A 14,947-nucleotide genomic window follows, 5' to 3' on the forward strand; every position below is an offset into this window, starting at 1 on the left:
CGGTCAGCCCCCGGCCTCAGCCATTGGCCTCCTTGCCCGGGGCGAGCTTGCCGCCGAGGAACAGCGACTCCGAACACTGGGACGGCGTGGGGGCCTTTACCGGTTTGCCGACCTCCCGGCAGCTGACGGAGATCGTGACCGTGCCCTTCGCCCGCACCTCGATGGGGGTGACGAAGTGGTAGTCGGAGTCGCGGAAGTTCTCGAGTGCGAGGTTGAGCAGCTGCCCGTCGTCGCTGGAGATGACCAGGGTGCCGGCGTCGCCCTGCGGGTTCTGGACGACGATGTCGGTCAGCTGGAGCGTCTTCCCCGCGGGGACCTGGTACGCGGTCTCCCGCGCGGAGCCGCCCCCCACCCGGTCCCGCACCTGTACCCGGGCGCTCGTCGGAATGGCGGACCCGCCCGCTCCGCCGGGCTCCGCGCTCGCGTCGCCGCCCGGGGACCGCGACGCATCGCCACCGGAACCTCCCGAGTCGCCCTGCTGGGAATCCCCGCCGCCCGCCCCTTTCTGGCCGCCGCCCTGCTGTCCGCCCTGCTGCCCGCCCTTCTGCTCCTCGGCGTTGCGCTCCTTGTCCGCTTGACGCGCGGCGGACTCGACCGCCTGGGGGGTGATCGCCTCCCGGGCCGCCGACCGTACGGTGGGCCGGAGCAGCGCGAACCACAGGCCCACCAACACGGCGGCCACCAGCACCGCCACGGCCAGCACCCGGGGCAGCCAGCGCGGCAGGATGGCCTGCTGCTCGTACGAGCCGTCGAGGACCACCGGCTCGTACGGGTCGTGCCCCTCCTCCGCCCGCGGTGTCACCATCACCTGGAAGGGATGGGTGACCGGTGTCCCCCGCCACACCCGCTTGGCCGGGCGCACCTTGAGCGCGGCGAACTTGGCCTGGCCGGGCGGGATGGTCAGCTCGGTGGCCTCGAAGCCCAGCCGCGCCCGTTCGGTGGCTCCCCGTGCGCTCAGCCCCACCGTGACCGGTGTGTTGCCCCTGCTGTCGATCGCCACCTTGTGCCGCCCGCGCAGGATGCCGGCCGATCCGCGCGGCACCAGTTCTGAGGTGACCTCGGTGAACGGCAGGATGGTCACACCGCGTTCGAGGGCCACCGGCTGATTCCGGTCGCTCGTCGGCACGACCCTCAGCCCGAGGGGGGTGTCCCCGGGGGCGATCTCCCAGCTCCGCGGCGGGCGAAGGGTGACGGTGGCGGTGCCCGTCGCCCCCGGATAGAGCGACAGACTCGCCGGCTCCACCGTGGTCCAGGCGGCGCACGGCCCCACCACCTCGAACCGGCATTCCTCGACGGTGTCCCCCGAATTGAGCACCTGTAGGGCGATATCCGCCTCACCGCCGGGCTGGGCGGTGACGGTGGACTCGTCCAGGCTCGCCGAAACACTCATGCGGCGCACCGTAAACTCCGGCATCACATCCCGGCACCGGCCGCGCAGGAACACTTTCGGGCAATCAGCGTTGCCCGGGAACGCACGTTCAATTCCCTTGGAGAAGCAAGAGCATTACTGTGGTTGCCCGTTGCAGGGAGGGGAATGTGAGGAAATCGTGATGTCATGTGCATGATCTAGGTGCATGCCATGTACGTCACCGCGCAATTGTCACGCCACCTCCCTCATCAGTCGCCCGAGGGGAGAGAGCGACGTGCAACAAACGAACGGAGAACGCATCACGGTAGCGCTGCGCGCCCAAGACCCGGTATCCCAAGCCGGAGTTGTAAGCCAGCTGCGCACCCGGCCAGAAATCACGATCATCGACTGGGACGAATCGGATGCGCCGCAGGTGGCCGTGGTCGTCCTGGACGTTCTCGACGACGACGCACACCGTGTATTACGCCAGATCCAGCGGACCAGCACCGCGCGGGGGGTACTGGTCATCACCCGTATCGACGAACAACAACTCGTGGACGCCGCCGAATGCGGCTTCGTCGGAATCGTCAGACGCGCCGAGACCACCCCGGAACGCCTGGTCCAGGTGATCAGCTCCGTGGCGCAGGGCGAAGGGCATGTCCCTCCCGATCTGCTGGGAAGCCTCCTGGAACAGGTCGGAAAGCTCCAAGGCCAGGTCCTGGCACCGCGCGGGCTCAACTTCACCGGGCTCGCGGCCCGCGAGATCGAGGTGCTGCGGCTGGTGGCCGAGGGATACGACACCGCCGATATCGCCATGAAGCTTTCCTACTCCGAGCGGACGATCAAAAACGTACTGCACGCCGTCATGACGCGGCTGAATCTGCGTAACCGCTCACACGCCGTGGCATACGCGCTGCGCCAGGGTCTGATTTAGGAAACGCGCCACCCGTGGACCCCACGGTGCCTTGGTGCCTCGGTGCCTCGGTGCCTCATAGGGCAGCCGGCCCTTCCCGAAGGGCTGGCTGCCGCCCCGGTGCGCTTCCGCATTCCGACCCGCGACAGTGGAACACCGCACGCCGATGCCGAGTGGAGTGTTCTGTGCGTTCCATACGGGGGTTCCTTCGCTTACGGCCGCGGACCGGCGCGGGTGCCAAGGCGCATGCCCGCGCCCTGCGCATCGGCGCCCTGACCGCCGTACTGTCCCTGACGATCAGCGTCCTTCCGGGCGCGGCGGCGGGCAAGCGGGTGCCCTCGCCAGAACCCACGGTGACCCCCGCGGTGGTGGACGAGCCGCTGGACCCGGGCGACTCGCTCGCGGTCGACAAGAAGGTGCGTACGCCCGCGATCCCGCCGCGGCCCGATGTGGTGCTGCTGGTCGACGGGACGCGAAGCATGCAGCCCACCATCGACAACGTCCAGGAAAACCTGGACCGGATCACCGACAGGGTGCGCGAGGAGCAGCCCGACTCCCGCTTCGCGGTGGCCACCTTCGGTGACAAGGTCGACGGCGACCGGGTCTTCACCGTGCTCCAGGGGCTCACGGACAAGCTGGACGAGGTACGGCGAGGAGTGGACGGCCTCGCCTCCGACCGCGGTCTCGGGAGCCCCGGCCCCGCCGAGGACTGGATCAACGCCCTGTGGCAGATCGGCAACGGGGCGGGCGGGAAAACCGTCTTCCGCGAGGGCGCGAGCCCCATCGTCGTCCTGGTAGGCGACGCCTCCAGCCACGACCCCAGCATTGACCACTCGCTGGGTGACGGCATCAACGCCCTGAAGAGCGCGGGGGTCCGGGTCCTCGGCGTGGATGTGGCCACCGAACTCGGCGACGGTCTCAACGGCAACGGCAACAACGGCAACGGCCCTGGTCAGAACGGCGAACCGACACACGATCCCGACCAGGCGAGCAAGGTCATCCAGGCCACGGGCGGCAAGCTGTTCCAGAACATCGACGCGGACCAGGTGGCGGACACCATCGCGGAGGGGCTGACCAACCTGCCCACGACGGTCAGCTATCAGGCGGTGGCCTGCGACCCCGCCCTCTCCGTCTCGCTGACCCCGGCGAGCAGGGACGTGACCAGCGGTGCGGTGGCGGACTTCAGCGAGACCATCAAACTGGCGGACGACGCCCCACAGGGCGCGACGCTCGACTGCACCGTCCAGTTCCTGCTGAACGGCAAGGTGCCGAGCGGAGAGATGCCCGCGGATGTGCCGCCCGCGCGGGAGTTCCGTGACCGGCGGGAGGGGACTGGTGGGGACGGTTCCGACCACGGGAGCTCCGGTTCCGGCGGAACGATCGCCGGGGCGATCGGCGGCGCGGTCGGCGGAACCGACGGCGGAACCGACGGCGGGCAGAACGGTGGGGTCATCGGCGGGGCGGCGGGCGGCGTGTCCAGCGGATCCGACGGCTGCGGCGGCGGAACCATCGCAGGGCTGGCGGTGGGCGGGGTCGGCGGATACGACAGCGAACGCAATGGCGGCCTGATCGCCGGGGTGCTGGGCGGCGCGATCGGCGGTTCCGAGGATGGCTGTGGCGGCGGGGCCTCCGGCAATGGGTCGGGCAACGGGTCGGGCGGTGGAACGATCGCCGGGGTCATCGGTGGCCTGATCGGTGGAGTGATCAGCGGCGCTTCCAGCGGAACGGGCGGTGAGGACGGAGGTCAGACGGGCGGGCCGGGTGGAGACAACACGGGCCAGAACGGCGGACCGGGTGGAGACAACACCGGCCAAAACGGCGGACCAGGCGGAGACAACACCGGCCAGAACGCCGGCCAAAGCGCAGGGCAGAACGCAGGCCAGGACGGAGGCGGAGGCAACGGAGACGGAGATGGGGACGGGAACGGAGACGGAGACGGAGACGGAGACGGAGACGGAGACGGAGACGGAGACGGAGACGGAGACGGCAGCGGAGACGGGGAGCCCACCCCAGAGGACTACCAGCAGCGCATCACCATCACCGTCAACGACGTAACGGCCCCGGTCGTCACCGTGGACGACCGCATCATCGAAGCGACCGACAAGAACGGCGCCAAGGTCGACTTCACCGCCACCGCCGAGGACGCGGTCGACAGCGATCTACCAGTGACCTGCGACCCCACCTCCGGTTCACGCTTCCCCGTAGGCACGACAAAGGTCACCTGCACCGCCACGGACTCGTCGGGCAACACCGGAACCGACACGGCCACCTTCACCGTCAGCCCCGCCCCGGTGCCGAACCAGGCGGACATCGCCGTGACGGCGACCGCCGGCCCCTCCCCCCGCTACGCGGGGCAGCGGACCGGCATGCGCTTCACCCTCACCAACGCGGGCCCCAAGACCGCGAAGAACATCGCGCTCACCACCACCTGGCCCCGTACCAAAGACGCCAACAAGCGCAGCCTCTCGGCCCTCTCCGGCTGCACCCGCGCCGCCCCCTGCTCCCTCGCACCCGGCGAGCGCCTGACCGTGACGCAGTCCGCGGTCTACCGCACCGCCGTCCGGGGAGACATCCGCGTCTCCGTCACCGGCTCCCCACGCGACCCCAAACGCGCCAACAACACGGACACCGCCCGTATCCGCGTCCTGCAGCCCAAGTTGACCGTCACCCCCAAGGTCGCCAGGCCCGGCGATGTGGCGGTGGCGCGGGGCAAGGACTTCCCGCCCGGCGCGACGGTCGCGCTCACCTGGAAGCCGGCCATCACCGCGGCCCGTTCGACCGTACGCGTCGACGGCGACGGCACCTTCGAGGCGCAGGTGCTGGTCCTGCGTAAAGACCAACTCGGCCCGCGCAAGCTCCGCGCCACCGTACGGGGCCTGGACCGGCTGGAGAAGCCGGTGCTGATCGTGCAACGCAGCCTCCAGCCGCCCGACTTCGCGGGCCGGAGGTGACGGCACCGGTGATCCACGAGGTCGACGAGGCGCTGCGCGCGATGTTCAGGGCAGAGGCCCTGGCGGGCGGCGCCCAGGTGTCGGTCGTCTTCGACGCCCCCACCCGCGACTGGGCCGCCAAGGTCAACGCCCCCACCGTCAATCTGTATCTGTACGACATCCGCGAGGACATGCGCCGACGGGAGCGCGGTCTGCTCAATGAGTACGACGAACGGGGCACGATCGTGGCCCGGCGCCGCCCGCCGCGCTACTTCAAGCTCTCGTATCTCATCACGGCGTGGACCAAGCGCCCCGAGGACGAGCACCGTCTGCTCTCATCGCTCCTCTCCTGCCTGCTGCGCTACGAGGCGCTGCCCGCCGAACGGCTCACCGGCACGCTCGCCGAACTCGGCGTACCCGTCCCCATGACGATCGCGCTGCCGCCGCCCGAGGACCGTTCGTTCGCCGATGTGTGGAGCGCGCTGGGCGGGGAGCTGAAACCGTCCCTCGACCTGGTGGTGAGCGTGCCGGTCACCGAGTCGCCGGTCTACCCGGCCGGCCCGGAGGTCGGCGAGGAGGGGCTGAGCGTCGGTTTGTCCGACGTAGCGACGGACGCCGGGACGCGCACAAACCGTTCACCGGGTCCAGGGAACCTCCCCGTGTACGGCACCAAACGCACCGCCGTGTCCTCCCAAATATCAGAAGAACAACCCGAATGACTGACACTCCAACCGACCCGAGCCTGCGCCACCTCCTGGACCGGGCCGTCCTCATCGAACAACGGGTGAGGCGGGCCGTAGACGCCAGGCAGCAGACGGACCCGACCCCCGATGACGCCTTCCGGGGCCTGTATCTCACCGACGAGACGATCCACCACCTCCTGGAACACGGCCGCCACCTCAGGGCCACCGCCCCCGACGACACCGACGCCGCGTTCCTGGCCGAAGCAGAAGCACGCGCCGACGCCGCGACCGCCGCCGGCCGCCAGCCCCGACTGCGCTCCCTGGCAGCCGACTTCGACCTCACAGCCCTGGACATCGAAATCCTGCTGATCGCGCTGATCCCGGACCTGGACGACCGCTTCGAGCAGTTCTACGGCTATCTGAACGACGACGTCACCCGCCGCCGCCCGACCATCGGCCTGGCACTCGGCCTGTGCGGACTGTCCCCGGCCGACGCCGGAGCCCGTGCCCGCCTGTCCCCGCAAGCCCCCCTCCGCTCCGGCGGCCTCCTCCTGGCAGAGGAACCGGACCGCCCCTTCCTGGCCCGCGCGCTACGCGTCCCCGACCGCGTCACCGCACATCTCCTGGGCGACGACACCCCCGACCCACGCATCGTGGACCTCCTAGCCCTCTGGCAGAACGCACCAACGCAGCTGGGCAACCCGACCCCACTCGCACGCTCACTCGCCTCCGGCGTCCGCCTGGCATACCTGCGCGAGGACCAGGGCGGCGCAGGTACTGCCCTGGCATCTGCTGCCCTCACGGGGGCGGGCCATGGCGTCCTGACCGTGAACTTGGAAGCGCTCGCCCATGACCCGCACCCAGCAGAGGCGGTAAGAGTCCTAGCCAGGGAAGCTCAGCTAACGGCCTCAGGCCTGGTGTGCACCCCCATAGACGCCCTCACCCAGGACAAACCCGAGGTCATCCGCGCGGTGTCGGATGTCCCCCTCCCCGTCGTCCTGGTCGGCCGCGCCCCCTGGGACGCGGCTTGGTCAACCCACCCGCCCCTGCTGCTCCATGCCCCACGGGTGGAACCGACGGCGCGGGCGGCGCTGTGGTCGGCGGCGTACGAGGGCGAACGGACCAGGGACCGAACAGTAAACCGAGCCCAGCCACCGGGTGAGCGGACACCCGATCAAGAGCAGCAGCTGAAGGAAATCCCCCCAAACCTGAACATCACCCACCTCCTGTCCCCCTTCCTCCTCACCCCGGACCAGATCACCCGGGCCGCCCAGGGCGCGGCCCAGTCCGCGATGCTGGACGGCGGCACCCTGTGCCCGGACCACGTCCGCGCCGGAGCGCGCGCCCAGAACGCCGCGGGCCTCGACCGCCTGGCCCGCCGTATCGAACCCGCGGTGGCCTGGCCCGACCTCGTCCTCCCACCGGACGCCCTCGCCCAACTCCGCGAACTCACCGCCCGAGCCCGCCACCGCGACCAGGTGCTGGTCGAATGGAGCATGCGGCCGGGCGGAGGCAGGGGCCGGGGCGTCACCGCCCTCTTCGCGGGCGACTCGGGCACCGGCAAGACGATGTCCGCCGAAGTCATCGCCGCCGACCTGGGTCTGGACCTCTACACGGTCGATCTGGCGACCGTCATCGACAAATACGTAGGCGAAACGGAGAAAAACCTGGAGCGCATCTTCTCCGAAGCGGCCGGAATCAACGGCGTCCTGCTCTTCGACGAAGCCGACGCGATCTTCGGCAAGCGCTCCGAGGTCAAGGACGCCCACGACCGCTACGCCAACGTCGAGAGCGCGTACCTCCTCCAGCGCATGGAAACCTTCGACGGCCTGGCCATCCTCGCCACCAACCTCCGCGCCAACCTCGACGACGCCTTCACCCGCCGCCTCGACCTCGTCATCGACTTCCCCCTCCCGGACGCCCCCCAGCGCCGCACCCTCTGGGACCGCTCCCTGGGCCCCGCCCTCCCCCGCGCCGCCGACCTGGACCTCGGCTTCTGCGCCGATTCCTTCGAACTCGCCGGCGGCAACATCCGCTCGGTCGCGGTCACCGCCGCCTACTTCGCCGCCGAGTCAGGGCATCCCGTGACCATGTCCGACCTGATCCACGCCGTACAGCGGGAGTACCAAAAGCTGGGCCGCCTGACCCTGGCGTCGGAGTTCGGCCCGTACATGTCGCTGCTCAGCTGAGGCAGTTACTTCCTCAGCCCCGCCCAGCAAACCAGGTAGACCTCGCTCGTAAGAACGGCTGCACCTCCCACGCGGCCAACCCAAGCGCTTGCCAAGCACCCGTGTATGCCTCATGCGACGACGACCCGGGTGCCATTGAAGTTCGCGACGATCTCCACCTGGCCCCCCAGGGCCGCGATGTAGGCGGCAATCGTTCCAACCTCCGCAGCCGTCGCGCTTCCGCGTTCGATCGCGGACACGCGCTCCTGCCGCACATGCATGCGGGCAGCGACCTCTCTCTGTGTAAGGCCAAGCTGCCTTCGCATCTCGGCCAGCCGGTGCGCGCGCGCCTCGGCCACCATGCGCTGAGCCCCGGCATCGATCGCATCGAGGTCTTCCGCGTCGAAGACCTCGCGCTTGACGTCGCCCCAAGCGTGGAACCCGGTCGTTGCTCTACCTCCTCCTGCCGTCGCGCCGGGTGATCCAGCCACTTGGCAACAGCACCCGGACCTCGCTGGCCCCGGCTGATCCCGGTACCCTGATGTACTGCCCGCCTGTCGAGCACAGGAACGCTCTAACAGACACCCGAACGGGTGACTATTGCGGCGACGGGTCAGGACTTGGCTGGTTATCCACAGGCCCACACGCGATCGGGAACTTCACGCCATAGTGCGGCATGACGATCAGCGACGAAGTCCTTAGGAATGTACGTGCCTTGGCCGCCAGGCAGGACTGGGTGGTAACCGCCGCACAACTCCGCACGGTCGGCGCCGAACGGGCGGACGTCCGCCGCATGATCCGGGCAGGCCAGTGGGTACCGCTGACCCGGGGCAGCTACTGGCTCGGGCGGGACGCCCGGGGGCCATCGCTGCGGGCCCGGGTCCGGGGCCTCCTCCTCACCTGCGGCTCGCAGGCCATGGCGGCGGGCCCCACGGCCGCCCGGCTGCTGGGCATCCAGGGCCTCCCGCCGGACGACGGCACTCTGCACCTGGCCACCCCGCACGACACCATCCGCAACCGCCAAGGCGTCCATATCCACAGAACCCTCGCACCCGACCATGCCCACACAACGCTGCGCGGCATCCCCTTGACCACCCCCGCCCGCACCTGCGCCGACCTCCTCCTCCAGCTCCCCCGCGCCCAGGCCGTCAGCACGCTGGACTCCGCCCTCCACCAAAACGTACTCACATCTGCCGACCACCTCATCCTCCCGGCCCACCTGTCCGGCCGCCCCGGCGCACGCCGGGCCCGCGCCTGGATCCCCTTGGCCGACGCCCGGGCCGAATCCCCCCTGGAAACCCGAATCCGGCTGATCTGCCTGGACGGCGGCCTGCCCCCGCCCCTCCCCCAGTGGCCCATCCCGGACCCCGAGCGAGGCCGTATCCTCCGTATCGACCTGGGCTGGCCGGCCCAGCGGGTCGGCATCGAAGCCGACGGCCATGGCCCCCACGACACACCCCAGGCCCTCTACCAAGACCGCTTCCGCCAGAACCGTCTGGCCACCCTCGTCCCAGGCCTGACCCTGCTCCGCTTCACCTGGGCCGACACCTACCGCCCGGACGACATCCTCATCCCCCTCCGCCAAGCCCTCCAACGCCCATGATCCCCACGAACGCGACGCCAGGCCCACCCTGCAACGCCTCGGCGTGGGCCCAACGCCGCAGCGGATGCGGCACGTCGTACAGCCGACTCGCGTCACTGCTTCGCCAGTTTCGCCAGCCATGGATGTCCGGGATAGGCGCGCTTCAGCCACCCGCCGAGGGCATCGCGCCGCGCCTGGCTCAGCAGCGGCAGGACCCCGTCGAAGTCGGCGTGATCCTTGGGACGTACCGACTTCGCCTTGAACAACAGCACCACCTCTGGCACCAAGTACGGGATGCCGTCAGCCGTCCGTTCGATGATCGTGTCGTACGGCAGCCGCAGGCTCTCGTCCCGCCGACAGATCCACATCCCGCCCTCGTGCGGCTCGCGGAAAACGTCGAAGAGGAACTGACCGCTCGCCGGATCCCGCAGCCAGGTCTGGTGCGTGGCCGCAAGCACCTCAGCTCCTGCCCCTGCCCAGATCCGCCCCGAGCCCACCGCGTCAAACATGTACTCGGGGAAGCGTTCCCGAACCTCCGCGAACCCCGCCGCGGGCACTGCGATCTCCAGATCGCCGTGTGGCCGCGACTGTCCTCCGCGAAACAAATCCAGCGCCCACCCGGCCACGATGCACCAGGGCGCGCTGATCCCGCCCAACCGCTCCGCGACCTGTTCCGGATCCCAGGCGTCCGCCCACCGGGCATGCAGTTCGTCCCCATCAAGGACGGTGCCGCCGGGCGGCAGAGAATCGGCCATCGGAACAACCTACTGCCGCGGCCCAACCGAGGTGCGGCGCTTTGATCGGGTCCGGATCACGAAAAGCGTGTGCGGCTACCGTCGGCCTTGAGTCGGCAGTCGCGGGCGGCGAGCAGCAGCGAGGCATCATTCACGGCAGCATGAGCAATCACCAAGGCGTGATCCATTGACCGAGAGGTACTAATGAGGCTACTGCTGAGCTCCTGGTTTCTGACCCCCGACAGCCGTCCGTCGGCGCTGCCCAGCACCCTTCGCACCGGCAGAGCGGGCATCGTCCTGAACGCGCTCGACGGGTACGGCCTCTCACGCGCTCGCGATTATGCCCGTGAGAGGCGCACTCTTGAGACCTTCGGCTACACCTGCGAAGAACTCGACCTCCGCGACTACTTCTCCGCCCCCAAGGAACTCCCCAAGCGCCTGGCCGACCTCGACCTCGTCTGGTCTCTGGGCGGCAACGCGTTCGTCCTGGCCCGCGCCATGACCCAGACCGGATTCCGCGATGCCCTCCATGAGCAGCAGCATCGTGCCGAGTTCACCTACGGCGGCTACTCAGCGGGAGCTTGCGTCGCCGGACCGGACCTCAAGGGCATCGACCTCATGGATGACCCAACCGTCCTGCCCGAAGAGTATCCACCGGCCACCGCACCGGAGTGCCTCCTCCTGGTGCCCTACCGGATCGTTCCCCACTGGCGATCCGAACACCCCGAAACGGAAGACGCGGAGCGAGCCGCGGCTCATCTCGCCGAGAGCGGGCTGCCGCACCGATGTCTACGCGACGGGGAGGCAGTCAACATCCACGACACCACCGGGCCGGTCAGCTGACCGCCGAAAGAGCCGCACCCTGTACGGATCGCGGGCAAGCCGATCGCGCTCCACTACCGCAACGGTCAGCAGGTGTTCGAAGCAAACAGGAACGACGCGGGTGTGGAGATGGCGCCCGCCGGTGACGAGGACGGCGAGTCGCGAACTCCGGCCAGGATCCGCAGCCCCATGCCGCACCCGAAGCACGCGGCGTCGGCTACGTCCTGGCCGTCGCCGGCTAACCCTGGGAAGGGTCAACCACAGCCGCACCCCCGACCGCGCGGATACCATCGCCAGCCGCCTGCTGGCCACCCTCGCACCCAGCCTCACCCTGCTCCGTTTCACCTGGTCCGACACCTACCGCCCGGACTCCATCCTCATCCCCCTCCACCAAGCCCTCCAACGCCCACGATCCCCACGAGCGCGACACTATGCCCACCCTGCAGGGCCGAGCGCGGGCGCAACGCCTCACCGGACGCCGCGCCCTGTGCCATCTCCGAACTTGCCTTCCCTGACGCCTCCCACGAAAGCAGCCCAGGCATCAACGGCGAAGGAAAGTGCCGGACCACCGGGAGCCTTGGAGTCCCGCACCCCACCCGCGTCCAGAGACATGCGACCTGAACGCACTCGTTCCCGCGCCAGTGCAGCCACCCCCCGCGCCACCGCCGCCGTCAGTTCGAAGCGCACGACCCCCGAGCCGTCTGTTGCCGTCCCCGCGCGCAACCGCACCCATCCATGTCCATGCCGACCAGCCGCAGCGCGCCATCCAGTTCCCCGACTACCGCCGTCGCTTCCCACCGGCCCGCTAGGTAGTCCGCCCCGCGCACCCAGCCGGACCACCCCAGTTGCTTGCAGGCTCGGGGGTGGTCCGGCGTCGTATATGTGGTTGTCGCGAGTGCGGCTCGCCCGGCTGGGGCAGACCTCAGTACCGCTGTCGGCCGCCTGGGTAGTGGATCGGCTCTCGGCACTCCGGCGCGTCAGCAGGCGCAGGCTCAGCGCCCAACGCGTAGCACAGGGCCGCGTGCAGTTGCTCCGCCTCGGCCACCGTCAGCAGCAGCGAGGCAAGTGCGACGTGCTGCCCGGAGCGGACGACCTGAAGCGGCAGCGCCAGGTGTCCATTCCGCTCACGGTGCAGACCACGGCCTGGAACAGGCCCGACATCCCAACCCTCTGACGCACCTGATCGGGCTCGGCTCATTCGCCCGCTCCCCACTCAGACTCCGGAGCGCCGTCCGGGCCCTCGTACGGCTCGCCGTCGGCACAGGCAGGCAGCCGCCCACCCCGACTCTCGGCGACCCGAAGCGCGTCGGTCAGCGCCTCGCGCAGGGACTTGACGAGGAACCTCAACTCTCCCTCGCTCACCTTGTGAGCGCGCAGCATCTCGCCCGCGTGGCCGAGGAGTTCGACGCCCGCTGTCAGCTGCGCGGCCTCCATCTCATCGGCGAGCCTCGACAGACGACTGTTGCCGTCGTCCGTCACGAGATAGCAGCGCTTCCCGGCCGAGTCCGGCCACGGCAGCAGACGAGGCCGCGTACTCATGTCGCCACCGCCTTTGCCCGATGTCCGGCGGCACCACCCCGCCGCTGGCGCTCATGCGCGACCACATGCGGCCGGACAAGCCCCGTACCCGGGACGTCCGCGCCACGCGGCAGCCATACGTGAGCCAGGGGGACACGCGACAGACGAACTGTCGGCGTATCCAGGCGCCGGACGTCTGGCCGGATTCCAACGGCCCGATGCCATCCTGGAGAAGGCAGCAGCAGCTGTAACAGCCATTCCGCAAATCGGGCGGTAGTCTTCCGCATTGTTGACGCTCCTTTGCAGCGTTGACCACGCCCCCGGACGCAGCCACGTCGCGGGGGTCTCTTGCGTCTGCCAACTGTCCTGCGGAATGACCGTGCTGACTTCCCGCCCGTGGCTATCCCCATGATGGGTAGGCTGACAGTCAGCACTTTGCGACACACTGTCACCAGCAGGCGCAACGGGGCACACGATGACCGCTTACCAACCGCCCACAGCACTACCGCGAGAACTTCTCAACCACGCAGAGATGCGCGCCGCGATCGTGGCCCACGACTTCGGCGCCGTCTTCTCCCTTGCCCGAGACTTAGCCAAGATCAGCTACTCGAAGATCGCCGCCGAGTGTGACATCAAGCCCGAACGAGTCGGCACCCTGGCACGTGGCCAGGGCCGCATCACGTCGTTCGACAAGATCGCGACGATCGCCGACGCACTACGCATCCCCGGCCATCTACTCGGCCTCGCACCCCGCGACTGGGAAACGGCAGTCGCACCCGGTCACGCCCCGACCGCCTCAGCACGCATCACATCCACAACCCGAGAGGGAAGCGAAACAGTGCTGCGCAGGGAATTCTTCCGAGCCTCGGTCGGGGCGGGTCTGGTCCTCGGCCTACCCGAGCTGACCCAGATCAAGGCGAGCCGACAGATCGGCCGAGACGTGCCCGAACAGTTGCGACAGCGCACGGCACGGCTGCGGCGACTCGATGACATCCTGGGCGGAGGTGACACCTATCGCGTCTACCTCGGCGAGTACCACGCGACCAAGACAATGCTTCGAGAGGGCAGCTACACGGAGGAGACAGGCCGCGCGCTCCTGTCCGTCCTCTCCGAGCAGGCCCAGCAAGCAGGATGGGCCGCATTCGACGCCGGCAAGCACACCGACGCCAGCAGCCTCTACGAGGCCAGCCACCGGGCCGCCACCGAAGCGAAAGACACCGCCCTCGCCGGAAACGCCCTCGCGTTCCTCGCCTACCAGAAGATCAACGCGGACCGCAGTGCCGGGATAGATATCGCGGTTGAGTCCTGTAGCACAGCAGGCCCCGGCGCTCCGGCAGGCGTACGCGCGCTGCTCTACGGGCGCCTCGCCTGGGCGTATGCCGCCGCTGGTGACGCGGACGAGACCGAACGTGCCCTCGATGCCGCTGAATCCGCGCTCAGGGAGGACGACGGCATTCCGCAACCCGACTGGGCAGCATGGGACGGAAACGGGCTGCACATCATGGCGGGGCGGTGCTGGACCGAGCTGTGTCGCCCGCTTCGCGCCGTTCCCGTGCTGGAGGACTTCCTCTCCCACTACGACGACACCCACGCCCGCGACAAGAGCCTCTACCTGTCGTGGCTCGCCGACTCCTACCTGGCCGCCGGGGAGATCGAGCAGGCCGCGGCCATCACCGGCCGCGCCCTGGAACTCTCCGCCGGAGTGGCCTCCGTCCGCCCACGCCAGCGCCTCACCCCGATCCTCCAACAGCTCAGCGCCCATCGCGAGCTTCCGACCGTGGCCGAAGTCCTGGAGAAGGCCAGGGCCTGAGAGGGGTCAGCTCGCAGGGGCCGGATCAGTGGTCCGCTCCACCCATCGCAGGTAGGCATCCGAACCCGCGACGATCGGCACAGCCGACACCTCAGGGTTCTCCCATGGGTGATGCTCCAAGAGGTGCGCTTCAAGATCGGCGTAACGGTCAGCACGGGTCTTGAACAAGAGCTGCCACTCTTCCCCCGTACCGAACTCGCCCTGATGCCAGAAGACGGAGACCACCGGCCCGACGATCTGCGCACCGGCCGCGAGCCGAGCCGTCACCACCGACCCCGCCAGCTTCTCGGCTTTCTCACGGGTCTCCGTCGCCGTCGCCACCTGAAGGAAATCAGTCATACCGCGAGCCTAGTACTCCAGCAGGATTTCGCAGTCTGTCCTGCGGGTTTCACCGGGCGGCTGGAGTGTAGCGGGCTGTGGAGTGGTCAGGGGCGGTTTC

The 14,947-nt window shown here is 69.2% G+C and carries 14 protein-coding genes; 8 read left to right on the forward strand and 6 right to left on the reverse strand.

The genetic code is table 11. From position 1 onward, the window contains the following. Positions 1 to 16: 16 nt before the first annotated feature. A complete protein-coding gene (locus tag ACWDSL_RS22070; RefSeq protein WP_450487856.1) occupies positions 17 to 1,390 on the reverse strand; it encodes a COG1470 family protein in 1,374 nt (457 codons plus the stop codon). Between the two features lie 253 nt (positions 1,391 to 1,643). On the opposite strand from ACWDSL_RS22070, the gene ACWDSL_RS22075 reads away from it, so the two are divergent. The 4 genes from ACWDSL_RS22075 to ACWDSL_RS22090 all read left to right on the forward strand — a co-directional run bounded on the left by ACWDSL_RS22075 (position 1,644) and on the right by ACWDSL_RS22090 (position 8,063). After that, a complete protein-coding gene (locus tag ACWDSL_RS22075; protein ID WP_450487858.1) occupies positions 1,644 to 2,282 on the forward strand; it encodes a helix-turn-helix transcriptional regulator in 639 nt (212 codons plus the stop codon). Between the two features lie 164 nt (positions 2,283 to 2,446). Continuing rightward, positions 2,447 to 5,212: a VWA domain-containing protein gene (locus ACWDSL_RS22080; RefSeq protein WP_450487860.1), complete on the forward strand. Its 2,766-nt coding sequence runs from the start codon at positions 2,447 to 2,449 to the stop codon at positions 5,210 to 5,212. A gap of 8 nt (positions 5,213 to 5,220) precedes the next feature. Then, positions 5,221 to 5,910: a DUF4255 domain-containing protein gene (locus tag ACWDSL_RS22085; protein ID WP_450487862.1), complete on the forward strand. Its 690-nt coding sequence runs from the start codon at positions 5,221 to 5,223 to the stop codon at positions 5,908 to 5,910. Beyond that, positions 5,907 to 8,063: an ATP-binding protein gene (locus ACWDSL_RS22090; protein ID WP_450487864.1), complete on the forward strand. Its 2,157-nt coding sequence runs from the start codon at positions 5,907 to 5,909 to the stop codon at positions 8,061 to 8,063. The genes ACWDSL_RS22085 and ACWDSL_RS22090 overlap by 4 nt, the downstream gene beginning before the upstream one ends. 110 nt (positions 8,064 to 8,173) lie before the next feature. Here ACWDSL_RS22090 and ACWDSL_RS22095 read toward each other — a convergent pair whose 3' ends face one another. Continuing rightward, complete coding sequence (locus ACWDSL_RS22095; protein WP_450487866.1) at positions 8,174 to 8,533, reverse strand: helix-turn-helix domain-containing protein; 360 nt, start codon at positions 8,531 to 8,533, stop codon at positions 8,174 to 8,176. A 224-nt stretch (positions 8,534 to 8,757) separates the two neighbouring features. Between ACWDSL_RS22095 and ACWDSL_RS22100 the strand changes: the two genes are divergently transcribed. Beyond that, positions 8,758 to 9,645 carry a hypothetical protein gene (locus ACWDSL_RS22100; RefSeq protein ID WP_450487868.1) on the forward strand — a complete coding sequence of 296 codons (888 nt, stop codon included), beginning with the start codon at positions 8,758 to 8,760 and terminating at the stop codon, positions 9,643 to 9,645. 92 nt (positions 9,646 to 9,737) lie between these two features. Here the strand turns inward: ACWDSL_RS22100 and ACWDSL_RS22105 are convergent, their stop codons facing one another. Then, entirely contained in the window at positions 9,738 to 10,379 is a 642-nt protein-coding gene (locus ACWDSL_RS22105) for a nucleotidyltransferase domain-containing protein (RefSeq protein ID WP_450487870.1), read from the reverse strand. 183 nt (positions 10,380 to 10,562) lie between these two features. Between ACWDSL_RS22105 and ACWDSL_RS22110 the strand changes: the two genes are divergently transcribed. Beyond that, the gene (locus tag ACWDSL_RS22110; protein WP_450487872.1) at positions 10,563 to 11,201 is read left to right on the forward strand and encodes a Type 1 glutamine amidotransferase-like domain-containing protein; all 639 of its coding nucleotides are present in this window, start codon (positions 10,563 to 10,565) and stop codon (positions 11,199 to 11,201) included. Between the two features lie 447 nt (positions 11,202 to 11,648). Here ACWDSL_RS22110 and ACWDSL_RS22115 read toward each other — a convergent pair whose 3' ends face one another. After that, a complete protein-coding gene (locus ACWDSL_RS22115) occupies positions 11,649 to 11,792 on the reverse strand; it encodes a DUF397 domain-containing protein (protein WP_450487882.1) in 144 nt (47 codons plus the stop codon). 409 nt (positions 11,793 to 12,201) lie between these two features. Here ACWDSL_RS22115 and ACWDSL_RS22120 point away from each other — a divergent pair, with 409 nt between their 5' ends. Further along, positions 12,202 to 12,354: a hypothetical protein gene (locus tag ACWDSL_RS22120; protein ID WP_450487874.1), complete on the forward strand. Its 153-nt coding sequence runs from the start codon at positions 12,202 to 12,204 to the stop codon at positions 12,352 to 12,354. A 20-nt stretch (positions 12,355 to 12,374) separates the two neighbouring features. Here the strand turns inward: ACWDSL_RS22120 and ACWDSL_RS22125 are convergent, their stop codons facing one another. Further along, entirely contained in the window at positions 12,375 to 12,719 is a 345-nt protein-coding gene (locus ACWDSL_RS22125; protein WP_450487876.1) for a hypothetical protein, read from the reverse strand. 511 nt (positions 12,720 to 13,230) lie between these two features. Here ACWDSL_RS22125 and ACWDSL_RS22130 point away from each other — a divergent pair. Beyond that, on the forward strand, positions 13,231 to 14,508 hold the full coding sequence (locus ACWDSL_RS22130; RefSeq protein WP_450487878.1) for an XRE family transcriptional regulator: 1,278 nt from the start codon (positions 13,231 to 13,233) through the stop codon (positions 14,506 to 14,508). Between the two features lie 6 nt (positions 14,509 to 14,514). On the opposite strand, the gene cutA is transcribed toward ACWDSL_RS22130, so the two are convergent. Continuing rightward, positions 14,515 to 14,847, reverse strand: a complete 333-nt coding sequence (cutA, locus tag ACWDSL_RS22135; RefSeq protein WP_450487880.1) for a divalent-cation tolerance protein CutA — start codon at positions 14,845 to 14,847, stop codon at positions 14,515 to 14,517. Positions 14,848 to 14,947 lie beyond the last annotated feature (100 nt).

The sequence above is a fragment of the Streptomyces sp. NPDC000941 genome, assembly GCF_053599555.1.

Bases quoted from the DNA above. Each gene is read 5' to 3' on its own strand.
- ACWDSL_RS22070 (WP_450487856.1), bottom strand. From the start codon at position 1,390: ATGAGTGTTTCGGCGAGCCTGGACGAGTCCACCGTCACCGCCCAGCCC.
- ACWDSL_RS22090 (WP_450487864.1), top strand. From the start codon at position 5,907: ATGACTGACACTCCAACCGACCCGAGCCTGCGCCACCTCCTGGACCGG.
- ACWDSL_RS22125 (WP_450487876.1), bottom strand. From the start codon at position 12,719: ATGAGTACGCGGCCTCGTCTGCTGCCGTGGCCGGACTCGGCCGGGAAG.
- ACWDSL_RS22130 (WP_450487878.1), top strand. From the start codon at position 13,231: ATGCGCGCCGCGATCGTGGCCCACGACTTCGGCGCCGTCTTCTCCCTT.
- cutA (WP_450487880.1), bottom strand. From the start codon at position 14,847: ATGACTGATTTCCTTCAGGTGGCGACGGCGACGGAGACCCGTGAGAAA.
- ACWDSL_RS22110 (WP_450487872.1), top strand. From the start codon at position 10,563: ATGAGGCTACTGCTGAGCTCCTGGTTTCTGACCCCCGACAGCCGTCCG.
- ACWDSL_RS22105 (WP_450487870.1), bottom strand. From the start codon at position 10,379: ATGGCCGATTCTCTGCCGCCCGGCGGCACCGTCCTTGATGGGGACGAA.
- ACWDSL_RS22115 (WP_450487882.1), bottom strand. From the start codon at position 11,792: ATGTCTCTGGACGCGGGTGGGGTGCGGGACTCCAAGGCTCCCGGTGGT.